24 protein-coding genes are annotated in these 24,198 nt (G+C 29.7%); 16 read left to right on the top strand and 8 right to left on the bottom strand.

Features of this window, described 5'->3' with window-relative positions; genetic code table 11:
- Window positions 1-12: 12 nt before the first annotated feature.
- The 7 genes from menD to Q0945_RS08810 all read left to right on the top strand — a co-directional run bounded on the left by menD (window position 13) and on the right by Q0945_RS08810 (window position 7,829).
- Window positions 13-1,755 (top strand): 2-succinyl-5-enolpyruvyl-6-hydroxy-3-cyclohexene-1-carboxylic-acid synthase, encoded by a 1,743-nt coding sequence (gene menD / locus Q0945_RS08840; RefSeq protein ID WP_299433655.1) that lies wholly within the window; start codon window positions 13-15, stop codon window positions 1,753-1,755.
- A gap of 39 nt (window positions 1,756-1,794) precedes the next feature.
- Window positions 1,795-2,133: a DUF2853 family protein gene (locus Q0945_RS08835; protein WP_299433652.1), complete on the top strand. Its 339-nt coding sequence runs from the start codon at window positions 1,795-1,797 to the stop codon at window positions 2,131-2,133.
- 138 nt (window positions 2,134-2,271) lie between these two features.
- Window positions 2,272-3,111 (top strand): S1-like domain-containing RNA-binding protein, encoded by an 840-nt coding sequence (locus tag Q0945_RS08830; protein WP_299433649.1) that lies wholly within the window; start codon window positions 2,272-2,274, stop codon window positions 3,109-3,111.
- A gap of 160 nt (window positions 3,112-3,271) precedes the next feature.
- Window positions 3,272-3,880 (top strand): SPOR domain-containing protein, encoded by a 609-nt coding sequence (locus Q0945_RS08825; RefSeq protein ID WP_299433646.1) that lies wholly within the window; start codon window positions 3,272-3,274, stop codon window positions 3,878-3,880.
- Window positions 3,881-3,882: 2 nt separating this feature from the next.
- Window positions 3,883-4,791 (top strand): 1,4-dihydroxy-2-naphthoate octaprenyltransferase, encoded by a 909-nt coding sequence (gene menA, locus Q0945_RS08820; protein WP_299433643.1) that lies wholly within the window; start codon window positions 3,883-3,885, stop codon window positions 4,789-4,791.
- A gap of 32 nt (window positions 4,792-4,823) precedes the next feature.
- A complete protein-coding gene (locus Q0945_RS08815) occupies window positions 4,824-5,576 on the top strand; it encodes a response regulator (protein WP_121066151.1) in 753 nt (250 codons plus the stop codon).
- A 285-nt stretch (window positions 5,577-5,861) separates the two neighbouring features.
- Entirely contained in the window at window positions 5,862-7,829 is a 1,968-nt protein-coding gene (locus Q0945_RS08810; protein ID WP_299433640.1) for a sensor histidine kinase, read from the top strand.
- A gap of 103 nt (window positions 7,830-7,932) precedes the next feature.
- Here Q0945_RS08810 and Q0945_RS08805 read toward each other — a convergent pair whose 3' ends face one another.
- Window positions 7,933-8,727 carry an SDR family oxidoreductase gene (locus Q0945_RS08805; RefSeq protein WP_299433637.1) on the bottom strand — a complete coding sequence of 265 codons (795 nt, stop codon included), beginning with the start codon at window positions 8,725-8,727 and terminating at the stop codon, window positions 7,933-7,935.
- 48 nt (window positions 8,728-8,775) lie between these two features.
- Between Q0945_RS08805 and Q0945_RS08800 the strand changes: the two genes are divergently transcribed.
- The 3 genes from Q0945_RS08800 to Q0945_RS08790 are packed head-to-tail and all read left to right on the top strand — an operon-like array spanning window position 8,776 to window position 11,832.
- Complete coding sequence (locus tag Q0945_RS08800; protein WP_299433634.1) at window positions 8,776-9,828, top strand: o-succinylbenzoate synthase; 1,053 nt, start codon at window positions 8,776-8,778, stop codon at window positions 9,826-9,828.
- On the top strand, window positions 9,819-10,781 hold the full coding sequence (locus Q0945_RS08795; RefSeq protein ID WP_299433631.1) for a type II CAAX endopeptidase family protein: 963 nt from the start codon (window positions 9,819-9,821) through the stop codon (window positions 10,779-10,781). The genes Q0945_RS08800 and Q0945_RS08795 overlap by 10 nt, the downstream gene beginning before the upstream one ends.
- Entirely contained in the window at window positions 10,759-11,832 is a 1,074-nt protein-coding gene (locus Q0945_RS08790) for an AMP-binding protein (protein ID WP_299433628.1), read from the top strand. The genes Q0945_RS08795 and Q0945_RS08790 overlap by 23 nt, the downstream gene beginning before the upstream one ends.
- On the opposite strand, the gene Q0945_RS08785 is transcribed toward Q0945_RS08790, so the two are convergent.
- Window positions 11,821-13,449 (bottom strand): carboxyl transferase domain-containing protein, encoded by a 1,629-nt coding sequence (locus Q0945_RS08785; RefSeq protein WP_299433624.1) that lies wholly within the window; start codon window positions 13,447-13,449, stop codon window positions 11,821-11,823. The two genes, Q0945_RS08790 and Q0945_RS08785, sit on opposite strands and share 12 nt — an antisense overlap.
- A gap of 85 nt (window positions 13,450-13,534) precedes the next feature.
- Here Q0945_RS08785 and Q0945_RS08780 point away from each other — a divergent pair, with 85 nt between their 5' ends.
- The 3 genes from Q0945_RS08780 to ettA all read left to right on the top strand — a co-directional run bounded on the left by Q0945_RS08780 (window position 13,535) and on the right by ettA (window position 16,496).
- Window positions 13,535-14,509, top strand: a complete 975-nt coding sequence (locus tag Q0945_RS08780) for a Gfo/Idh/MocA family oxidoreductase (RefSeq protein ID WP_299433621.1) — start codon at window positions 13,535-13,537, stop codon at window positions 14,507-14,509.
- Window positions 14,510-14,583: 74 nt separating this feature from the next.
- Complete coding sequence (locus tag Q0945_RS08775; protein WP_299433618.1) at window positions 14,584-14,766, top strand: CAL67264 family membrane protein; 183 nt, start codon at window positions 14,584-14,586, stop codon at window positions 14,764-14,766.
- Window positions 14,767-14,804: 38 nt separating this feature from the next.
- The gene (gene ettA / locus Q0945_RS08770) at window positions 14,805-16,496 is read left to right on the top strand and encodes an energy-dependent translational throttle protein EttA (RefSeq protein ID WP_299433615.1); all 1,692 of its coding nucleotides are present in this window, start codon (window positions 14,805-14,807) and stop codon (window positions 16,494-16,496) included.
- A 55-nt stretch (window positions 16,497-16,551) separates the two neighbouring features.
- Here ettA and Q0945_RS08765 read toward each other — a convergent pair whose 3' ends face one another.
- The gene (locus Q0945_RS08765; protein ID WP_299433612.1) at window positions 16,552-17,016 is read right to left on the bottom strand and encodes a GNAT family N-acetyltransferase; all 465 of its coding nucleotides are present in this window, start codon (window positions 17,014-17,016) and stop codon (window positions 16,552-16,554) included.
- Window positions 17,017-17,180: 164 nt separating this feature from the next.
- Between Q0945_RS08765 and Q0945_RS08760 the strand changes: the two genes are divergently transcribed.
- Window positions 17,181-18,068, top strand: coding sequence for a hypothetical protein (locus tag Q0945_RS08760; protein WP_299433609.1), 888 nt, complete (start codon window positions 17,181-17,183; stop codon window positions 18,066-18,068).
- 85 nt (window positions 18,069-18,153) lie between these two features.
- Here Q0945_RS08760 and fumC read toward each other — a convergent pair whose 3' ends face one another.
- The gene (gene fumC / locus Q0945_RS08755; RefSeq protein WP_299433606.1) at window positions 18,154-19,551 is read right to left on the bottom strand and encodes a class II fumarate hydratase; all 1,398 of its coding nucleotides are present in this window, start codon (window positions 19,549-19,551) and stop codon (window positions 18,154-18,156) included.
- Window positions 19,552-19,655: 104 nt separating this feature from the next.
- Between fumC and Q0945_RS08750 the strand changes: the two genes are divergently transcribed.
- Window positions 19,656-19,850 (top strand): hypothetical protein, encoded by a 195-nt coding sequence (locus tag Q0945_RS08750; protein WP_299433933.1) that lies wholly within the window; start codon window positions 19,656-19,658, stop codon window positions 19,848-19,850.
- 63 nt (window positions 19,851-19,913) lie between these two features.
- On the opposite strand, the gene Q0945_RS08745 is transcribed toward Q0945_RS08750, so the two are convergent.
- The 4 genes from Q0945_RS08745 to Q0945_RS08730 form a co-directional block, all read right to left on the bottom strand.
- On the bottom strand, window positions 19,914-20,561 hold the full coding sequence (locus Q0945_RS08745; RefSeq protein ID WP_299433603.1) for a hypothetical protein: 648 nt from the start codon (window positions 20,559-20,561) through the stop codon (window positions 19,914-19,916).
- A 97-nt stretch (window positions 20,562-20,658) separates the two neighbouring features.
- Complete coding sequence (locus Q0945_RS08740; protein WP_299433600.1) at window positions 20,659-20,793, bottom strand: hypothetical protein; 135 nt, start codon at window positions 20,791-20,793, stop codon at window positions 20,659-20,661.
- 170 nt (window positions 20,794-20,963) lie between these two features.
- Complete coding sequence (tsaE, locus tag Q0945_RS08735; protein ID WP_299433597.1) at window positions 20,964-21,371, bottom strand: tRNA (adenosine(37)-N6)-threonylcarbamoyltransferase complex ATPase subunit type 1 TsaE; 408 nt, start codon at window positions 21,369-21,371, stop codon at window positions 20,964-20,966.
- A 6-nt stretch (window positions 21,372-21,377) separates the two neighbouring features.
- Window positions 21,378-22,922 (bottom strand): PglZ domain-containing protein, encoded by a 1,545-nt coding sequence (locus Q0945_RS08730; RefSeq protein WP_299433594.1) that lies wholly within the window; start codon window positions 22,920-22,922, stop codon window positions 21,378-21,380.
- Between the two features lie 35 nt (window positions 22,923-22,957).
- Here Q0945_RS08730 and Q0945_RS08725 point away from each other — a divergent pair, with 35 nt between their 5' ends.
- Complete coding sequence (locus Q0945_RS08725) at window positions 22,958-24,187, top strand: HD domain-containing protein (RefSeq protein WP_299433591.1); 1,230 nt, start codon at window positions 22,958-22,960, stop codon at window positions 24,185-24,187.
- The last annotated feature ends 11 nt before the right edge of the window (window positions 24,188-24,198 follow it).

Raw genomic sequence — 24,198 nt, 5'->3', positions numbered from 1 at the left:
TTTTTGTTTTACATGAAATACTCTACAATTGCATCTGCACAAACTTTAATTTTACATTGTAAAGCAAAGGGAATAAAAAATATAGTTATATCTCCTGGTTCTAGAAATGCTCCCTTAACAATTTCATTTACAGAAAATGTTTTTTTTAGCTGCTATAGTATTGTAGATGAGCGTTCTGCTGCTTTTTTTGCACTTGGTATGGCGCAGCAATTAAAAGAACCTGTTGTTGTTGTTTGTACCTCAGGAAGTGCATTATTAAATTACTATCCTGCAATTGCTGAAGCATATTATAGTGGTATTCCTCTAGTTGTAATTTCTGCAGATAGACCTTCTTATAAAATAGATATTGGTGATGGGCAAACCATAAGGCAAGAAAATGTTTTTAGTAACCATATTGGCTATTCTGCAAATTTAAAACAAGATGCAAACCATGCTAGTGGAATTTATAATTCGCATATATTACATAATGGAGATTCTAAAAATGCCCAAGATACCATACAAGCTTATAACGATTCAGAATTAAATACAGCTTTGAATATAGCTATAAATTTAAAGCTACCAGTACATGTTAATGTACCTTTTGAAGAGCCTTTATATGATAAGGTTAGTACTGTATCTGTTGTTCCAAATATTCTTTTTGAAGAAGATTCTAATTCAAATCTTAATTATAAAATTAAAGATTTTAAAGAAAAATGGAGTAGTGCAGAACGCATAATGGTACTTGTAGGAGTTAATGAACCTAATGCCATAGACCAAGAGTTGTTAGATGTGTTAGGAAGAGATTCACGAATTATAGTTTTTACAGAAACTACTTCTAATTTACACCATCCCAATTTTTTTCCAAGTATAGATAGTATTCTTGCACCCATAGAAAAAGCAAATAATAAAGAAGAATTATTTAAGAATTTAAAGCCAGAAATTTTAATCACATTTGGAGGATTAGTAGTTTCAAAAAAAATAAAAGCCTTTTTAAGAGGTTATAAACCAGTAGAACATTGGCATATAGATAAACTAAAAGCCTTAGATACTTACTTTAGTTTAAGTCATCATGTAAAGGAAAAACCCTCTATTTTCTTAAAATCTATAGTAACATCAAAAAAAGAAAAAAGTAATTATTTTAATTTTTGGAATAAAAAAAGGAATCAATATCAACTCAAAAGAGAAGAATACATAGAAAAAATTCCGTTCTCAGATTTTAAAGTTTTTGATAGTATTTTAAAAAGCATACCTAATGAATATCAATTACAACTAGCAAATAGTTCTACGGTTCGCTACACGCAACTCTTTGATAATAATAAAACTGTTCCTGTTTTTTGTAACAGAGGAACCAGTGGAATAGACGGTAGCGTATCTACGGCTGTTGGTGCATCTATCTATAATACAACACCTACTTTATTGATTACAGGGGACTTAAGTTTTTTTTACGATAGTAATGGTTTATGGAATAATTATTTAAAAAAAGATTTTAAAATTATTGTTGTAAATAATGAAGGCGGAGGAATTTTTAGAATTTTACCAGGAAAAGAAGAATCTAAAACGTTTAACACTTTTTTTGAAACTAAAAATAATTTATCTGCAAAAGAAATATGTAAGCTATATAATTTAGAATACTTGCATGCAGAAGATGAATATTCATTAGAAGAACAATTAAGAAAAATGTATAAAACAGCTGAGAAACCTACAGTTTTAGAAATAAAAACCCCTAGATTAATAAATGATAAAATTTTGATTGATTATTTTGATTTCATATCTTAGACTTTTATTAACCATTAATTAATAACAATTCTAAACATTATGAGTAAAAGAGACGATCTAATTGCAAAGTATGCTGCAGACATTAAAGACAAGTTTGGAGAAAATGCTGATATGGATTTATTAACAAAAGTTACTATAGGATTAGGACCTTCTATCTACAACATTGATGCTTCTAAAGTATCTGGTGGAGATGAGAAAGAATTAGCAACTGTAAAGAACAACTACTTAATCAAAAAATTAGGTATGGAAGATTCTGCTAAATTAGATGAAGGTATTAAAACTGTAATGAATAAATATGGTTCTTCTAATAGAAATAAGCATAGAGCTGTTGTTTATTATATGCTTTGTAAGCATTTTGGAAAGCAGTCTGTTTACTAGACATAATTTCAATAAAAAATATGAAACCGCTCCTAAAGAGCGGTTTTTTTGTTTGTACTAATTTTAATGTCGTATTTACTGTTTTATATATTTTAATAACAAGACATATAATTCTTTTTTAAAATGTAATTTTGTAGCATGATAGAATTAGGGAAGTTAAATAGTTTAGAAATATTACGAACAACAAGTGTAGGGCTGTTCTTAGGAGATAATGAAGGTAATGATATTCTTTTACCAAATAAGTATGTGCCAGAATCTTATGAAATTGGAAGTAAAATATCTGTTTTTTGCTATTTAGATTATGAAGAAAGGCCAATTGCGACTACTTTAGAACCTTATATAATGGCGAACGAATTTCAGCTATTAGAAGTAGTAGAGGTAAATGAATTTGGTGCATTTATGCAATGGGGTTTAGAAAAGCATTTGTTAGTTCCTTTTAGAGAGCAAAGAGTAAAAATGCAAGAAGGACAATGGTATGTTGTTTATTGCTATTTAGATGAACGCTCTAACCGTTTAGTTGCGTCTAATAAATTAGATCGCTTTTTAAGTAACGATAATATAGAGTTAAAGGTTTGGGATCAAATAGAAATTATTGTAACAAGACAAACCAATTTAGGTTGGGAAGTTATCGTAAACAATAAACACAAAGGATTAGTATATTCTAATGAGGTGTTTAAAAAAATTGCAATAGGAGATACAATGCCTGCTTGTATAAAAACAATTAGAAAAGATAATAAGTTAGATATTTCTTTACAACCATTAGGAACTAGGGTTTTAGAACCTGCTGCGAATAAGATTTTTGAAATGCTAACTAAAGAAAACGGTTTTTTACCTTTTAATGATAAGTCGTCTCCAGAAGAAATTACAACAACTTTTCAGATGAGTAAAAAGACTTTTAAAAAAGGAATAGGAAGTTTATATAAAGAAAGAAAAATAGAGATTAAGACAGACGGTATTCATAGTATAAAATCAAATTAAGACTCTTTGTATAATTATTTGATTTTTAGTTGTTTACAAAATTCACTATATTTATTTATATTAAGAATATAAAATTTAATTTTTCTTTTAAAAAAAGAGTAGACATTCGGCTATTTTAATTAACTTTAGCGTGTTAAATTAGCCCCAAAACTAATACTGCATGCCATTTATAGAAGAAAGCGATTTATTAGAATTGCATAAAGATATTGATAAAGCTCAGATAATTAATGAGCGTTTATTGGATCAAATAAAAATTAAAAACAAAGAAATAAAAAAAAGTAATATTCAGCGTAATGTACTTGCTGGTGTAACTGCTTTATTTTTAGTTGGTACATTAGTTATAACCTCATTTACTGCTGGTCTTAGTAGTTCTAACACTTTTAAAAAACAAAATAATACTAATAACTTATTGGTTTCTATAGATAGTTTGGATGCTATTAAAAGTAGAATAGACAATCTTAAAATTCAGAATGAAGAGCTAAGTCTGGTTAAAGAGTTTTATTTAGCTAAAGAGTTTATAGAGAAAGAAAAAATTTATTCTGTACAGGTTAAATCTTTTGTAGAGAATAATGTTACTCTAGCTTCAGAAGCTTTAACAAATACACTATTTGTAAAAACAAACCCTTTTTATTCCTATTCTTTAGGAAATTTTCAAACTCTTAATGAAGCTCAAAAATTTAGAAAACAGTTGGTAGACCTTGGTTTTCAAGATGCTTTTGTTGCTTCCTATAAAGATGGGAAACGTATTCAAATAGAAGATCCTTATTAATTTTGAATAAAGTAAACATCTGGTTAAATGCAGCCAGATTAAGAACGCTACCATTATCTATTTCAGGTATTTTAGTGGGTACAGCAATTGCTAATATGTATGGTTTTACAGACAATATTATTTTAGCTCTAGCATTATGTACTACCATAGGTTTTCAAATAACTTCTAATTTTGCTAATGATTATGGAGACGGAGTTAAAGGAACAGATAATGAAGACCGCATAGGCCCCAAAAGAGTACTACAAAGCGGATTATTATCTAGAACTCAATTAAAAAAAGGAATACTTCTTTCTATTGGTATTAATATAGTCTTAGTTCTTGTATTAGTCTTCTATAGTTTTGGAGTAGAAAACTGGAAGTATATAATACTTTTTTTAATCTTAGGAGCTTTTAGCATCTGGGCAGCTATAAAATATACTGTAGGCAAATCTGCTTATGGTTATAGAGGTTTAGGAGATGTTTTTGTCTTTCTTTTTTTTGGACTTCTAAGTGTTTTAGGAACACTTTTTTTATATACTAAATACATTACTTTTTTATCAGTATTACCTGCTATTTCTGTTGGGGCTTTAAGTACTGGGGTTTTAAATTTAAATAATTTAAGAGATTATAACTCTGATAAAAAAGCTTTAAAAAATACTTTAGTAGTAAAAATGGGATATGAGAATGGAAAAATTTACCATTATATTTTATTGACAATAGCAGTTTTATCTTTACTGGTATTTACTATTAAAATATATCAAAACGGGTTTACTTTACTACCACTAATAGTTATATTTCCTTTATCCTTACATGCTAAAAGAGTTGTTACTACTTTGGAACCCATTAAATTAGATCCAGAACTTAAAAAATTAGCATTAACAACTTTTTTTATGTCACTACTCATATATTTTTGTTACAATTATTTTTTGTAATTTTGAGATTAAACCATTTAAACTAAATAACCTTGGAACAACCAATTAAAATACTTATCGTAGAGGACAATGTCATAATTGCGGATGATATGCAATCTATGTTAGAAGAAATTGGTTACGAGATTGTAGACAATGTTATAGTATATGAACAGGCTGTTGAAGTCTTAAAAACTCAGCAAGTAGACCTAGTCTTAATTGATATTATATTAGCATCTGATAAAACTGGAATTGATTTAGGTAAGCATATTCGCGATAATTATGATATTCCTTTTATTTTCGTAACATCTAACTCAGATAGAGCAACTGTTGAAAATGCAAAAACAGTGAAACCTAATGGTTATTTGGTGAAACCGTTTGAGCAGCAAGACCTTTACACTTCTATAGAAATAGCACTTTCTAATTTTACTTATGGTGCTGCAGAAAAAAATGGTAATGTAGCATCTTCAGAAGATGCTCCAATGTCTAACTCTATTCTTAAAGATTCAATTTTTGTTAAAAAACAACATCTTTATTACAGAATTCAGTTTGGAGATATTCAATTTATAAAAGCAGACAATGTTTACTTGGAGGTAAATACTGTAGATAAAAAGTTTTTAGTTAGATCTCCTTTAAAAGACTATTTAGAGAAATTACCAAAAAACAAATTCTATAGAGCGCATAAATCATACATAGTTAATGTGGATCATATAGATGCTATTAACTCTAAAGACATTATGATTAACAATAATTTAATTCCAATATCAAAAGATTTTAAAGAGTTTATTATTTCAGCAATGAACTCTTAAAAAAATATTTCAGTTTTAAAAAAACGCCTTTTATGGCGTTTTTTTAGTTTTAAGACCATCTAAAACATCCATGAAATACGTATTTTATCGATGAAATACACGGGTTTTTAATTAAACTCAATTACACAACAATATTTAAGGGTTACACAACAATATTTCTATAGTTTTCTATGGATACAATATTTTTGAATGATATTAACGCGTGATAATTTTTAAATACTAATTGCGTTAAAACTAATACAAAAAGAAGAGTAATTATGTTTGAATTTGTTGCATTATAATACTATGAGAAAACTGCTAAAAAAATTCTTACACGCCACTTTATTATGCTTCTTTATTATTTCTGGTATTAATGCTCAGGATTCTTTAGACGTTAAGCCTAAAGTTTTTAAAGAGTTTAAATTACTAGATAATGTAAATACGAGATTTAACTTCTTTTTTAATACTCCAAATAGATATATAGAGAATTCTGCTTATGATTGGTTAGATTCTGTAAATTTATATTTAAATGAATCAGAACATAAGAACGATTCTATAGCTGTACAAAAGTATTCTGTTGTACAGTCTCAAATTCATTACGATTTAGGAGATTATGATAAAAGTTTAGCTATTGCTAAAGAATTATATGAAAAAAAAGAAAGTCTAGGTACAGACTCTAAGCTTATAGTCTTAAATCTTTTAGATACTAACTATTCTAAACTAGAGCTTTATGCAAAGCAAATAGAAATTAGAAAGGAAAAGAAAGATTTAGGTATTACAGAAAACATTGCTTTCTACGATATATATTCCAATTTAGGTCTCCATAGAAAAGCAATGGATGATTATTTTAAAGAGGAAAAAAAGTTTATTGCAGAAGATGATTTTTACGGCCAGGCTGTTTTTTATAATAATGTTGGTAATTATTTACGTTTAGATAAATCTACCCCAACGGCATTAAGTACGTATAAAAAAGCTAAAGGTTTTGTAGATATTTATTTAAACGACGTGACTAAAATAAAAACAGAAAAGCAATTATCTGAAGCCAACCATCTTAAAGGAATTATAGAAGGAAATATTGGAAAATGTCATGTATTATTAAAACAATATAGTGACGCTTTACCATATTTAGAAAGAAGTGTTGCTACAATAAAAGAATTTAATGCAGGTAAATTTTCTTCAGATGCAGTAGAAAATACTTTAGAAATAGCAGAGTGTTATTTACAATTGGATGATTTAGAAAAAACTACTGATATTTTAAGTAATACCATTACACCAATTAAAACCGATAATATTCTTAAAAAATATAAACTTTACGCTTCTTATTATAATAAAACAGGGGACTATAAAAATGCAACGGCTTATTTAAATAAAGTAATACGTATAAAAGATTCGGTTAGTCTAAACCAATCATCTTTAAAAAAACAACAATTAGCAGCGGTAGTTGGTCAAGATTTGGAATATTCTAAAAAGATGATGGAGCAACAAAAGCAAGCTCTTGAAGATTCTAGAAATGAGATGATTGCAAAAGATGAGCGTATAAATATTGTATTTATATCCCTAGTATTTTTGTTATTAGGTTTTGCAGGTTTGGTTTATGCATATTTAAGAATTATAAAAAGTCAAAGACTAATTGTAGAACAAAAACATATTATTGAAAAGGCATTAGTAGAAAAAGATTCCCATTTAAAAGAAATACACCATAGGGTAAAAAATAATTTGCAAATGGTTTCTAGCTTATTAAGTCTTCAAACAAAGAATACAAGAAGTAAAGCTGCAATTGCTGCCTTAGAAGAAGGTAAAAGTAGGGTAAAGGCCATGGCTTTAATTCATCAAAAATTGTATCAAAATGAAGACCTTTCTGTTATTGAAATGCAAGGGTATATAGAGAGTTTAATAAATAGTGTACAGTCTGTTTATAAAAAAGGAGGTCATAATATTAATATAACTATTGATGCGGAAGGCGTAGAGCTAGATATTGATAGAGCAATCCCTTTTGGATTAATGTTAAATGAGTTAGTTTCTAATTCCTTTAAATATGCTTTCCCAGATGATAATGCAGATGGTAAAATTTATATTCATCTAAGAAAAATGATAGGTAAAGAAGGCTTTTTTGAATACACTGATAATGGTGTAGGATTACCAGAAGATACTGAGGTTAGAGCCGAGGCTTCTATGGGTATTCGTTTAATGAACCGCTTGGCAAACCAGCTTCAAACCAGCTTAAATACAGACAGAACTACTGAAGGAGTACGCTTTTGGTTTAATTTTAAATAATTAAATTCTTTAAGGCTACGATTTACTAATAAAGTTTGATGCCTACCTAAATCGTAAAATTTTATTTCTATTTTTAGAAAAAAATGTAACTAATTTACTTTTGTTATCTTACCGCACTTTTTAGTACAATTTTATGAAGTAATTTCGGAAAAAATCGTTTTATATAAACAGCAATAATTTCTTTTTTTCCAATATATACTTCAAATTTACTGTGCTCAATTGCTGCAATAATTTTTTTTGCTAAAACCTTTGGTTCTATACCATTTTTGGTTGCTTCATCTTCTTTTTCTTGTTTACTTCCATTACCTGTTAATGCATTTTTGGCAACATCAGTTTTTATAAATCCTGGACAAATAAGAGTTACATCAATATTATCTTTTTCGTGTTCCATTCTTAAAACATCAAAAAAACCATGTAATGCATGTTTTGCACCACAATAACCAGATCGGTAAGGAGAACCAAATTTTCCCATTAAGCTAGTTATCGTGGTAAAGTTTCCACTTTTTTGTTTTATAAAATAGGGTAATAATGCTTTTGTTAAAGCTATAGTTCCTAGGTAGTTTACATCTATTAATTTTTTATAAACTTCAAAATTAGTATCCTTAATTAAAGATCTTTGGCTAATACCGGCATTATTAATTAAAACATCAACCTTTCCGTATAATGAAATTGCTTTTTCTGTAATTAAGTTCATTTTATCATGATCCTCTAAATCAACCGGTATTATTTTTATGTTTTCTGGAGTAGCGCATTGCTGTTTTACTTTGTTTAATTCTTCTTCTCTACGAGCCGAAATAATTAATTTACAATTTTTTGTGTTTAACAAATAAGTTAAGGCTTCTCCGATACCAGAAGAAGCGCCAGTAATCCAAACAATTTTATTATTTATCCTTTTCATTAAAATGTTTTTACTGCTTAAAAATATAGTTAAATTTGATAGGAATATATGAAAGCTACCTATAAAAAATATAATTTAATATTTAAACAAGCGAGTGGTACCTCTAGAGGGGTGCTAACTAATAAAGAAACTTGGTTTATTATTCTAGAAGAAAATGGCAAAAAAGGAATTGGTGAATGTGGTTTTTTTAGAGGTTTAAGTGTGGATAGTTTTTTAGATTATGAGAAAAAAATTAAATGGGTAGTAGCAAACATTCATCTAGGATTAGAAGCTTTATTAGAAGAATTAATTTTTTTTCCAAGTATCCAATTTGGATTAGAGCAAGCTTTTTTATCTTTAAATTCAGAGGACTCTTTTTCTCTTTTTCCATCTAACTTTATAAATAATAATGCTTCAATACCCATTAACGGTTTAATTTGGATGGGAGATGAAGGTTTTATGTTAAAACAAATTGAAGAAAAATTACGAGAAGGCTTTAATTGTATAAAGTTAAAGATTGGAGCAATAGATTTTTCTAAAGAATTAGCGCTATTAGAATCTATTAGAAAAAAGTTTACGCCTGAGGAAATAGAATTAAGAGTAGATGCCAATGGTGCATTTACTATAGAAGAAGCTTTATCTAAACTCAAACAATTAGCACAATTTAAAATTCATTCTATAGAGCAACCTATTAAACAAGGTAATATTTTAGATATGAAAGTTTTGTGTAATGCAACCCCTTTACCAATTGCATTAGATGAGGAGTTAATTGGAGTTTTTACAATTGATGAGAAAGAAAAATTATTGCAAACAATAATGCCACAATATATAATCCTTAAACCAAGTTTAGTTGGTGGTTTTAAAGGAAGTTTAGAATGGATTACTTTAGCAGAAAAATATAATATTGGTTGGTGGGTAACCAGTGCTTTAGAAAGTAATATTGGTTTAAATGCAATTGCGCAATGGACATATACACTTTCTAATAAAATGCCGCAAGGTCTTGGAACAGGAGCCTTATTTACCAATAATTTTACTAGTCCGTTATATGTAGAAAACGGAAAATTATTCTACAGTAAATTTGAAGGTTGGCAAAATAATTTAATAGAAGATTTATGTATATAGAGCAAGGATTTAAAGGAAGAGAAGATTTTTGGAGATATATTATTGGTGTCTTAATTATTTTTGTGGGTTGGCAAATTTTAGGGATGATTCCTTTAATGATTGGTCTTGTATCTAAAGTGGATGGCTTAGGAAATTTACCAACAGATGTTGCAGGAATGAGTACCTTATTAGGGTCTAATATGTTTCTTTTTTTAATGTTGGTTTCTTTTGCTTTTGGTCTTGTTGCTACATTTTTTACCACATCTGTATTACACCAGCAAAAAATAGTTTCACTAACTACTTCTAGAAAAAAAATAGATTGGAGTAGAGTATTTTTTTCTTTTAGTTTATGGGGAATACTATCTGCTGGATTAATGTTGTTGGATATTTATCTATCTCCAGATGATTATGTATTAAACTTTAAATTAAAACAATTTCTTATTCTTGCTGCAATAAGTATTATTCTTATTCCGATACAAACGAGTTTTGAAGAATATTTTTTAAGAGGATATTTAATGCAAGGAATAGGAATTGTAGCTAAAAATAAATGGCTCCCTTTGGTTATTACCTCTGTAATTTTTGGGCTATTACATTTAGCCAATCCTGAAGTGGATAAATTAGGGTACGGCATTATGGTATTCTATATAGGAACTGGTTTTTTTCTAGGCATTTTAACTTTAATGGATGAAGGTCTAGAGTTAGCGTTAGGTTTTCATGCTGCAAACAATTTAATTACAGCATTGCTTGTAACGGCAGATTGGACAGCTTTTCAGACCGATTCTATTTATAGAGATATATCTAACCCAGAATTAGGTTTAGATGTTTTTGTTCCAATTTTTGTGATTTTTCCTATTCTGCTCTATATTTTTTCTAAAAAGTATAATTGGACCAATTGGAAAGAACGTCTTACAGGAGAAATTGTATCTAAAGAAGAATTTTTAGAAGAGAAAATTGAAGAAATTGGATTGGAATAAAATACATGCAGACTTTAAATTAAATGGTGTTTCTATTGGGGAAGATTCAATCTCTGAAGTTGCTTATTCTTTTATTAAAGAAGGGGAAGATTTTGAAAAGGAAATTGGTGACTTTTTGCAATGTTGGATAGATAATAAAGAAACTATTGAAGTTAGAACTTCTGGTTCTACAGGAATTCCAAAATTAATTGTTCTTAAAAAAGAACATATGGTGAACTCTGCTTTAGCAACAGGAGATTATTTTAATTTAAAGCCTAAGAATACTGCACTCATGTGTATGTCTGCAAGCTATATTGCTGGTAAAATGATGCTGGTAAGGGCAATGGTGTTAGGATTGCAAATAACAATTATTGCACCTAGTTCTACTCCTTTAAAGAACGTAGTAAAACAGTTTGATTTTTGTGCAATGGTACCCTTACAATTGCAAAACTCTATAAACAAATTACATACTTTAAAAAAAGTTATTATTGGTGGTGCTCCAATGTCTGCCTCTTTAAAAGAAAAAGTGCAAGGAATAAAAACAGAAGTTTTTGAAACCTATGGAATGACTGAAACAATTACCCATATTGCTCTAAAGAAAATAAATAATAATACAGAAAAAACTTTTTCTATTCTTCCAAGTATTAAAATAACAAAAGATAATAGAGATTGTTTGGTAATTGACGCGCCCAAAATTACAAATGCAACCATTTATACGAATGATGTAGTAGAGATAATTTCTGAAACAGAATTTAATTGGTTGGGTAGAGTAGATAATGTTATTAATTCTGGAGGAGTAAAATTACATCCCGAACAAATTGAAACTAAACTTTCTACTATTGTTAAAAACAGATTTTTTGTTGCAGGAGTACCAGATGAAACCTTAGGGCAGAAACTACTACTAGTTTTAGAAACGGATAAACAAAACCCTTCAATTTTAGAGGAAATAAAAGAATTAAAAACTATTACAAAATATCAAATTCCAAAAGGTGTATATACAGCACAGAACTTTGTATATACGCCTAATGGGAAAATTAATAGAAAAGCTACATTAAGAGCTTTAAACCTGTAAAACCCCCATATTAAAAGGTTTTTCAATAGGAGCATGGTTTGCTGCTTCAATACCCATAGATATCCATTTTCTAGTGTCTAATGGGTCTATAATAGCATCGGTCCAAAGGCGAGAAGCTGCATAATAAGGAGAAACCTGATCGTCATACCTTTCTTTAATTTTGGAGAATAACTCAGCTTCCTTTTCTGGAGTTATTTCTTCCCCTTTTTTCTTTAAAGAAGATTTTTCTATTTGTAGAAGAACTTTTGCCGCAGAATTACCACTCATTACAGCTAATTCTGCACTTGGCCAAGCAGCAATAAGTCTTGGGTCATAAGCTTTACCACACATAGCATAATTACCAGCACCATAACTATTGCCAATTACTATAGTAAACTTAGGAACAACAGAATTACTAACTGCGTTTACCATTTTAGCGCCATCTTTAATTATACCGCCATGCTCACTTTTACTGCCTACCATGAAGCCAGTGACATCTTGCAAAAATACTAACGGAATTTTCTTTTGGTTGCAATTGGCAATAAATCTAGTGGCTTTATCCGCAGAATCAGAATAAATAACTCCCCCAAATTGCATTTCTCCTTTGGTGGTTTTTACAACTTTACGCTGGTTGGCAACAATACCTACAGCCCAACCATCTATTCTAGCATAACCAGTTAATATAGTTTGTCCATAACCCTCTTTATATTGTTCAAAGTCAGAATTGTCTACAAGTCTTTTTATTATTTCTACCATATCATATTGCTCATGACGAGCAGCTGGTAGTAAACCATATATGTCTTCAGGGTTTTCTTTTGGTTTAATAGCTTTTGTTCGGTTATAACCAGCTTTATCAAAATCACCAATTTTATCCATAATACCTTTTATGGTATCCAGAGCAGAGGTATCATCTTTTTCTTTATAATCGGTTACACCACTAATTTCACAATGTGTAGAGGCTCCTCCTAAAGTTTCATTGTCAATTTGTTCTCCAATAGCAGCCTTAACAAGGTAACTACCCGCAAGAAATATGCTTCCTGTTTTATCAACAATTAAAGCTTCATCGCTCATAATAGGCAAATAGGCTCCTCCAGCAACACAACTACCCATAACGGCAGATATTTGTGTAATACCCATACTACTCATTTTGGCATTATTTCTAAAAATACGTCCAAAGTGTTCTTTGTCTGGAAAAATTTCATCTTGCAATGGAAGGTATACTCCAGCACTATCTACTAAGTAAATAATTGGTAATCTATTTTCAATTGCAATTTCTTGGGCTCTTAGATTCTTTTTTGCTGTAATGGGAAACCAAGCTCCAGCTTTTACAGTAGCATCATTTGCAACAACAAGACATTGTTTCCCAGAAACATACCCCATTTTAATTACAACACCACCTGAAGGACAGCCTCCGTGTTCTTCATACATTCCTTCGCCTACAACAGCTCCAATTTCAATACTATCTTTTTTGTTGTCTAATAAATAGTCTATACGTTCTCTAGCAGTCATTTTACCTAGAGAATGTTGTTTTTCTATTCTTTTTTTTCCTCCTCCTAATTTAATTAGAGCAAGTCTTTTTCTTAATTCTGATAAAAGTAATTTATTATGATCTTCGTTCTTATTGAAGGTTAAATCCATTCCTTATTTTTGTTTATTAGTCCGTATAAAGATAAGAAGTAAAATTGATTACATTTGATAAAAATCAATAATCAAAAAGATAACAATGATAAAATGGGGTATTTTAGGTTTAGGGAATATAGCTAAAAAATTTGCTTCAGATTTAGAGTTAGTCCCAACAGCTACGCTTCATGCTGTAGCTTCCAGAGATTTAACTAAGGCAAATGAATTTGCTCATGAAAATAATGCTTCTAAGGCTTTTGGAACGTACCAGCAGCTTTTTGAAGATAAGGAAGTTGCAGTTATTTATATAGCTACACCACATAATAATCATGCAGAATTAAGTATACAGGCAATGACGCACGGGAAACATGTTTTGTGTGAAAAGCCTTTAGGTGTTAATGAAAAAGAAGTAAGAGCAATGGTAGCAGCTTCTAAAAATAATAAGGTTTTTTTAATGGAAGGTTTGTGGTCTAGATTTAACCCGACAATTAGAAAAGTAAAAAATCTTATTGATAAAAAAGAGATAGGTAGTTTAAATCATATATATGCAGATTTTGCTTTTTATGGATTAAATAGAGAAGAGAATGGAAGATTGTTAAACCCTACTATGGCAGGTGGTTCATTGCTAGACATTGGAATTTATCCGGTCTTTTTGGCTTATTTATTTTTAGGTAAACCAGAGACTATCCTTGCTAAATCTAATTTTCATAGTACAGGTGTAGAAATCCAAACCTCTATAATTTTTCATTATAAAAATGCACAAGCAATACTATATTCTGGATTAAATTCTACTACGCAAACAATAGCTGAGTTTTCTGGCACTGAAGGTTCCATACTAATTCCTTCTAGATGGCATGAAGCGCAAGGTTATGAATTAAAAAAAGAAAATGAGTCTTCTTTCTTTTCTATGCCAAGAATTGGACTTGGGTTTACGTATGAAATTCAAGAAGTGCAGCAATGTATTCTAAAAAATAAAACAGAAAGTGAATTGTGGAACCATCAAAATAGTATAGATTTAGCACAATTGTTAGACTCTATTCGTAAAGAAGTAGGAGTTATTTTTCCTTTTGAAGAATAATATTAGAATTATACATTTATAAATCTTGGAATTTTTCCGATATTTGAAATTACCAAAAACTAAACCAAAAAACTATGGGAATGAATAAAAACACCGTACTCGCGTGGGCAACATTTATAATGCTATTTGTAGGAGTGGTTCTTATTGCGCTAGGAGCTTTTAAATATAGAGAAGTATCAGGAATAGGATTTGCATCAGTAGGTATTGGTTTTTTTGCAATTGCATGGGTTTTTAACGCCTTAAAAGGTAGAGTTTAATAAATTTTCACACTTTTCATTTACGATAAATACAAACTATGTCTGACGATAAGAAAGTAATTTTCTCAATGTCTGGAGTTTCCAAGACGTTTAAAACTGCAAATACACCTGTATTAAAAAATATATACTTAAGCTTCTTTTACGGAGCAAAAATTGGAATTTTAGGACTTAATGGTTCTGGTAAATCTACCTTACTAAAGATTATTGCAGGGGTTGATAAAAATTTTCAAGGGGATGTCGTTTTTTCTCCAGGCTATAAGGTTGGTTATTTAGAACAAGAACCACAGTTAGATGAGGATAAAACGGTACTAGAAATTGTAAAAGAAGGTGTTGCAGAAACAGTTGCCATTTTAGATGAGTATAACAGTATTAATGACCAATTTGGTCTAGAAGAAGTATATTCTGATGCTGATAAGATGGAAAAGTTAATGGCTAGACAAGCTGTTTTACAAGACCAAATTGATGCTTCTAATGCTTGGGAATTAGATACCAAGTTAGAAATAGCAATGGATGCGTTACGTACTCCAGATTCCGATAAAAAAATAGCGGTATTATCTGGAGGGGAACGAAGACGAGTTGCATTATGTAGATTGCTACTACAAGAACCAGAAATTTTATTATTAGATGAGCCTACTAACCATTTAGATGCAGAATCTGTACACTGGTTAGAACACCATTTAGCACAATATAAGGGAACTGTTATTGCTGTAACACATGATAGATATTTTTTAGATAATGTTGCAGGATGGATTTTAGAATTGGATAGAGGAGAAGGTATTCCTTGGAAAGGAAATTATTCTTCTTGGTTAGATCAAAAATCTAAACGATTAGCGCAAGAGAGCAAAACAGCTTCTAAAAGACAAAAAACATTAGAACGAGAGTTAGAGTGGGTACGCCAAGGAGCAAAAGGAAGGCAAACCAAACAAAAGGCACGTCTTAAGAATTATGATAAGTTAATGAGTCAAGATCAAAAACAACTTGACGAAAAATTAGAAATATATATCCCTAATGGCCCTAGACTAGGAACTAATGTTATTGAAGCAACAGGAGTAAGCAAAGCCTATGGCGATAAATTACTGTATGAAGATTTAAAATTTAATCTTCCGCAAGCTGGTATTGTAGGTATTATTGGTCCAAATGGTGCTGGTAAAACTACTATTTTTAGAATGATAATGGGAGAGGAAACTCCAGACAAAGGAGAGTTTGTTGTGGGTGAAACAGCAAAGATTGCCTATGTAGATCAAAGTCATTCTAATATTGATCCAGAAAAAACTATCTGGCAAAATTTTAGTGATGAGCAAGAGCTTATTATGATGGGAGGCAGGCAAGTAAATTCTAGAGCGTATTTGAGTAGATTTAATTTTTCTGGTAGTGAACAAAATAAAAAAGTAAACATGCTTTCAGGTGGGGAGCGTAACCGTTTACATTTGGCAATGACACTTAAGGAAGAAGGGAATGTTTTGCTTTTAGATGAACCTACCAATGATTTAGATGTTAATACATTACGAGCTTTAGAGGAAGGTTTGGAGAATTTTGCAGGTTGCGCAGTAGTTATTTCTCACGACCGTTGGTTTTTAGATCGTATTTGCACACATATATTGGCTTTTGAAGGAGATTCTCAAGTATATTTCTTTGAAGGTTCTTTTTCTGATTATGAAGAAAATAAGAAAGCACGTTTAGGCGGCGATTTAATGCCTAAACGTATTAAGTACAAAAAGTTAATTAGATAAAAAATATAATATCAACATTAAATGCCTCTTTGTAAGATATACAAGAGGCATTTTTTTAGTCTAAAATTAATTCCATTTTTACATCACTTCTAACATAAGGCAAATTTTTTTCCAAAGGAATGTGTGCAAAACCATATTTTTTATAAATATGAAGAGCTGTATCTAATTTGGTACTAGAATATAATAGAATTTTAGGCCATTTCTTTTCTTTGGCAAAATTTATAGCAAATTCTAATAGTTGTTGCCCTATCTTTAAGCCTTGGTAATCTTGATTCACAGCCATTTTACCTAATTCATAATTACCGTCTTTCATTATAATATAAGAAAAACAACCAACTATAGTATTTTGGTATTGAGCCATGAAAATATAACCACCGGGTTTAATAATAGCATCTTCACAATTTTCTAATAATTGAGAATCTTTTTCTTCAACATGAAAATATTTTTCCAACCAAGCTATATTTAAATCTTTAAAAGCTTTTGCGTGTATAGGTTTATAGGGTATTATTTGTAACCTCATTTTTTGTAATTACTGTATTTTATTAAAGATATAGAATTCATAGAAATAAAATTAATTCCAACTTTTTTTAACAAAAAAAATCTAAAACAACTTTTCATGCGTATATTTAAAAAGCAAACAACCAAATTTTAAAAGTTAAACAAGGTTAATTAATTTTTTACATTATGAGTGAATCTAAAAATAACAACGGTTTAAAGGTATTAGCAGGGTTACTAGGAGTAATTCTTTTAGGAACTATTATTTATACTGTTAGTCTTTATCAAGAGAAGAAAAAGACCGAAACTGTTCTTACGAAAGAAAAAGAATTAGTAGTAGAAGATTTAAATAGTTTAAAATCGGAGTACGATAAAGCTATTTTAGAAAGTAATGCTACTAATGAAGAATTAGTAACTGCAAGAGATAACATTTCAAAATATATTGATTCTGTAAAAGCAATGAAAGGAGATATAGCATCTTTGTCTAGATATAGAAGACAAGTAGGTGTTTTAAAAGCGGAAAGAGCTAAATTATTAAAGCAAGTAGATTCTCTTACACGCTCTAATACTTTAATTGCTTTGGAAAGGGATAGTACATACGTAGAATTAGAAAAGCAAACAGTTTTTAATGATTCTCTAGTTGTACAAAACACACAATTAGCAGATGTTGTAGAAAAAGGCTCTGCATTAAATTTATCAAAATTTTCTGTAGATGCTGTAAAAGAGCGTAATAGTGGAAAATTAGTATCTACATCTAGAGCTAGTAGAACCGATAAATTTAAAATATGTTTTACCGTTGCAGATAATGTAATTGCAGGTGCTGGTGATAGAGAATTTTTTGTGGAAGTTTTAGACCCTCAAGGAAACGTTTTAGGAGAAAGCTATTCTAAAACAAATGAATCTGGAGCTTCTGTAACCTATAGCAAGTCTACAAGTTTTTATTATGAAAATAAATCTTTAGATGTTTGTGACTATATAGGAAAGCCTGCTGGAGATTTCCAAAAAGGAAATTATATGGTAAATGTTTATGATGATAAATTAAAATTATTAGGAACTTCTAAGTTTACTTTGAAGTAATAACGAGAACACACACTATCCATTAATATTTAAGAGCCAATCATTAATTTGATTGGCTCTTTTATTTTGTAGTAGAATTAAAATATTACTTTAAGCTACCTACCATATTTTCTGGTTTTACCCACGCATCATAATCATCTGCAGATACATACCCAAGATTAACGGCTTCTTGCTTAAGAGTAGTACCATTTTTATGTGCAGTGTTTGCAATTTCTGCAGCTTTATAATAACCAATTTTAGTGTTTAAAGCTGTAACAAGCATTAAAGAGTTGTTTAATAACTCTTTAATAACACTATGATTAGGCTCTATGCCAGAAGCGCAATTAACATCAAAACTTACACAAGCATCTCCAATTAGTTGTGCAGATTGTAAAATGTTTGCACCCATCATTGGTTTAAAAACATTTAATTCATAATGACCTTGCGTTCCACCTATAGTAACAGCAACATCGTTACCCATTACTTGCGCACATACCATGGTAAGTGCTTCGCATTGTGTTGGGTTTACTTTTCCTGGCATAATAGAACTACCTGGTTCATTTGCAGGAATAATAATTTCGCCAATACCAGAACGAGGACCAGAAGCCATCATTCTAATATCATTAGCAATTTTATTTAAAGAAACCGCTAATTGTTTTAAAGCTCCATGACTTTCTACAATAGCATCGTGTGCAGCAAGTGCTTCAAATTTATTCTCCGCAGTAATAAAAGGTAATTCAGAAAATTCTGCAATGTACTTTGCTACTAATACATCATAGCCTTCTGGGGTATTTAAGCCCGTACCTACAGCAGTACCACCTAAAGCAAGTTCACTTAAATGTGCTAGTGTGTTTTTTAAGGCTTTTAGTCCATGATCTAACTGCGATACATAACCAGAAAATTCTTGCCCTAAGGTTAGGGGAGTAGCATCCATTAAATGGGTTCTACCAATTTTTACAACATTGTTAAATTCTTTTCCTTTCTTAGCAAATGTATCTCTTAACTGTGTTACACCAGGAATAGTATTTTCTACTATTTTTTTATAGGCAGCAATATGCATGCCTGTAGGAAAGGTATCGTTAGAAGATTGCGATTTGTTTACATCATCATTAGGTTGTATAGTTTTATCTCCTTCACCAATTTTTTTTCCAGCAATTTCATGAGCACGATTAGCAATAACCTCATTTACATTCATATTACTTTGCGTACCAGAACCGGTTTGCCATATAACTAAAGGAAATTGATCATCGTGTTTTCCTGCAAGAATTTCATCGCAAACACTAGCAATTAAATCTCTTTTTTCAATGGTAAGTACTCCTAAATCATGATTGGTATAAGCAGCTGCTTTTTTTAAATAGGCAAAACCATATACTATATCTAATGGCATAGATGCAGCTGCTCCTATTTTAAAATTATTTCTGGAGCGTTCTGTTTGCGCTCCCCAATACTTATCACTAGGAACTTTTACTTCGCCCATAGTGTCTTTTTCTATCCTAAAGCTCATTTCTTAAAAAGTTTTATTTATACCAAAGGTAGGGGTTTACAGATTTATTTCCATTTTTTTTAATTTTGATTTGCACTATTAGTGTATTTAAAAGTATCTTTGCAATGTTAATATTATATATCATGTTTGACTTTGACCAATATTTAGGATTTTTATCATTTTTAACCATTTTAACCATAGGTTTTTGGTTAATGATTTTTTTGTTAACATTTGTTATCCCTTACTGGTTATTTGGTAATATTAAAGAATTACTAAAAGAAAAAAGAGATGCTAAAAAAGCAGCTCGAGAAAAGGCATAAATAAAAAGGGAAATCTATAAGATTTCCCTTTTTTTGTTTCTAAGTATTTTCTTTGCAGTTATATTACCAATTATTTAACGTGTTTTGAAAGCCTCTAAAATATTTTTCTAGATTATGGGTAGATAATTTTCTATTTATAATTTCTGACCAAGAGTATTTTTTGTAAATATCTTCTTCACTTGAGAGTTCTTCTTTGTACTCCTTAGTTTCTTTCTCTTTTTGTTTCTTTTTAAGAATATGTAGTTCTTTTTCCATGGCTTCAATGTCTATACCATGCACATACCTATCATACAGTTTAATACGTATAAAATACACAATAGGAATTACCACCATACATATAGGAATTACCCACCATATGTTTTCAGTATCTATTACATCATCAGAATCAAAAAGTACTTCAAATAATTGAAAAGCATACATTGCAATTGGTATTATAATAATATGATACCACCAATTTTTTGCTGTCATGAACCATAATATTAATAAATACAAAGGAATAATCTTACTAATGACGAACCAAAAATATGTAGATACATCTGAAAATCCATTATTACTAATTTTAATTCCTAAAATAGAAATAACGGCACTAGGGTCTGTAGGTAAATAATCATATACTTTATATAAAAAAGGGGAAATAGCTATGAAAAAAACACAAAAAGATTCTAAAATAATTCTAGTCCTAGCTTTTTTACTTGTAGAGTTATTTATCATTTGGTAGAAGTTCTTTTCTACTAACGATAATGCTTTAAAAAAAGTATAAAAAAAAGAGCAATAATTTATTGCTCTTCCTAAAAATTTATTGAGATTTTTAAATTCTTCTATCTAGCTTCTTTTTTTCAATCCCTTGTTCATACAGTTGATCATCATCAGATGACGTGTTAGGGGAACAAGAAAAAGCCATTAAAGTAACCAATGCTGCAAAAGCAAAAATAATTTTTTTCATTTTCATAAGTATTTAGTTAGACATGGAGTGTTTCTACAAACGAAAGTAACTAAAAAAATGATGCGACAATGCATTTAAACGTTAAAATTAAACACTTTAACGTAAAAAAAGGCATTTTGTCGATGTTTTTTAAAGGATGGAGAAGTGCTTTTTGTATATAAGAAAAAGGATTACATAACTAATTGGCGGTTAGTGGTATCAATAATTTCTATAGTTATTTGTGTAGTATCTTCAGGAAGATAGGAAGGTATTTTTTCTGGCCACTCCATAAGTATCCATGCTTTAGAATTTAAATAATCTTCTAAACCAAAGTCTAAAGCTTCATTTTCATCATTTAATCTATAAAAATCAAAATGATAGGCAATTAATTCTCCTTCTATATTTTCATATTCATTTACAATTCCAAAAGTAGGACTGTTTGCTATATCTTTTACATCAAGAAGTTTTACTATTTCTTTTATTAATGTTGTTTTTCCAGCTCCCATTTCACCATTAAAGGCTAAAAATTTATTTGGAGCGTTTCTTAAAATCTCTTCTGCAACTTCTTTTAACTGATTTTCAGAATATATAATGTTCATTTAATTTTATTTAGGCTCTAATACTACAAACGGAATAATCATTTCTTCTAAAGAAACACCACCATGTTGGTAAGTATTTCTATAGTATTTTACGTAATGATTATAGTTGTTAGGATATGCAAAAAACATATCATTTTTTGCAAAAATAAAAGAACTACTCATATTTATACTTGGTAATTGTATATTTTTAGGATTTGTTGCTGCAATTACCTCTTTATCTTCATATGTTAAACTTCTACCTGTTTTGTACCTTAGGTTTAAGCTAGTGTCTTTATCTCCAATTACTTTAGAAGCTTGCTTTACATTTATGGTTCCATGATCTGTAGTAATAATAAGTTTCATTCCCATATTTTGAGCTTGCTGTATTATTTCTAATAACGGAGAATTTTTAAACCAACTTTGTGTTAATGACCTATACGCTTTATCATTGGAAGCAAGTTCTTTAATTACCTCCATTTCAGTTTTGGAATGTGAGAGCATATCTACAAAGTTGTATACAATTGCAGTTAAGTCGTTATCCTTTTGAGATTTAAAGTTTTGAGATAAATACTTTCCTTGTTTTAAGCTACTAATTTTATGGTATTCCCATTTTATATCTAAGCCTAAATTCTTTATTTGTGCACTAAGAAATTTATCTTCAAAAAGATTTTTTCCTCCTTCATCTGTATCGTTTTTCCACCAGTCAGGATGTTTTTTTTCCATTTCTAAAGGCGTTAATCCAGAAAAAATAGAATTTCTTGCATACTGCGTAGCAGTAGGTAAAATACTAAAGTAACAATCTTCTTTAATTTTTTTGTAAAAAGAGTTTACCGTATCTTCAAAAGAACACCATTGATCTAATCTAAGGTTATCAATAACAACTAATAATGTTTTATTGTTTTTGAGCTCAGGTACTACCCATTTTTTAAATAAAGTATGCGATAATACGGGAGCATTATCATTTACAAACCAATTTTTATATTCTTTATCAATAAATTTTGAAAATTGATTATTTGCTTCTGTTTTTTGAGATTCTAAAATCTCGAACATACTGCTATCTTCAATTTCTTCTAATTGTAATTCCCAGTATATTAGCTTATTGTATAATTCTATCCATTCTTCTTTAGAATTTACCATGGCTAAATCCATAGCTATTTTTCTAAATTCTTGTTGGTAGTTGGCAGTAGTTTTTTCAGAAACTAAGCGAGAATGGTCTAAGTTCTTTTTTAAAGAAAGTAAAATTTGATTAGGATTAACGGGTTTTATAAGGTAATCTGCTATTTTAGAGCCAATTGCTTCCTCCATAATAAGCTCTTCTTCACTTTTAGTAATCATTACTACAGGTAAGGAAGAATTTAAAATTTTTATTTCGTTTAAGGTTTCCAACCCAGAAATACCAGGCATATTTTCATCTAAGAAAACAATATCTACACGAGTTTCTTGAAGTTCTTCTAAGGCTTCTTGTCCACTTTTACAGGTTACAACTATATAATTTTTAGCTTCTAAGAATAGAATATGTGGTTTTAATAAATCTATTTCATCATCTACCCAAAGTATTGTTATCTTGTTCATTTAGTACTTATATTTGCGCGTAAATTATACCGATTTTGATAAAATCTAACAAGCTTAAAATATTTAATGATCCAATTTACGGATTTATTAGAATTCCCAACACTTTAATTTTTGATCTTATTGCAGATCCTTTTTTTCAAAGGCTGCGAAGAATATCTCAAATGGGGCTTTCTTACCTTGTATATCCAGGGGCACATCATACACGTTTTCATCATGCTTTAGGGTGTATGCACTTAATGCGGAAAGCTATACAAGTACTAAGATTTAAGCATGTAGCATTAACAAAGGAAGAAGAAGAAGGGCTTTTAATAGCAATTCTTTTACATGATATTGGCCACGGACCTTTTTCGCATGCAATGGAACACAGTATTGTAGAAGGGGTTAATCATGAGCATATTTCTTTATGTTTTATGCAAGAGTTGAATAAAAAATTTGAAGGAAAATTAACTTTAGCTATTGAAATATTTAATGGCAATTACCCTAAAAAGTTTTTAAATCAATTAGTATCTAGCCAGTTAGATATGGATAGGTTAGACTACCTTAAAAGAGATAGTTTTTATACTGGTGTGGCAGAAGGGAATACAAATGCAGAACGATTAATTACAATGCTTAATGTAGTTAATGGAGAGTTAGTAATAGAAGAAAAAGGAATTTATTCTATTGAAAAATTTATTATGGCTCGCAGGTTTATGTATTGGCAAGTTTATTTACATAAAACTGGAGTAGCTGCAGAGCAATTATTAATGCGTATTCTAAAACGTTCCAAAGAATTAATATTAAGAGGAGAGCACCTAGATTGCAGTAAAAATTTAAAGTTCTTTTTAGAAAATAAAATTGACATTGATAATTTTGATTTAGATACGTTAGTCCGATTTTCTAAGCTAGATGATATAGATATTCTTTCTGCAATTAAGAATTGGCAAGAAAGTTCCGATTTTGTTTTGTCGCAATTATGCCAAATGGTTATAAATAGAAGACTTTTGCAAGTGAAAGTTAAAAATGAACCTATTTCTGAAATTAAATTAGAAAAACATTTTAATGATTTTAAAGCAGAAAATGATTTAACTGATGAAGAAACAAATTATTTTGTTTTTACAGGAGAAATAAAAAATAAGGCGTATGATAGAGATTATCAGCCAATTAATATCCTTAAAAAAAATGGAAGAGTAGTAGATATTGCAAAACTGTCTGATTATTTAAAAATAAAAACATTGTCAAAGACGGTTTCTAAATATTATATATGCTACCCTAAAGATTACGTTTAACTATTTTTCTT

Origin of the sequence: uncultured Maribacter sp. (assembly GCF_947500405.1) — a bacterium.
GTDB lineage: Bacteria > Bacteroidota > Bacteroidia > Flavobacteriales > Flavobacteriaceae > Maribacter_B.
This window is presented reverse-complemented; position numbering and strand designations above follow the sequence as displayed.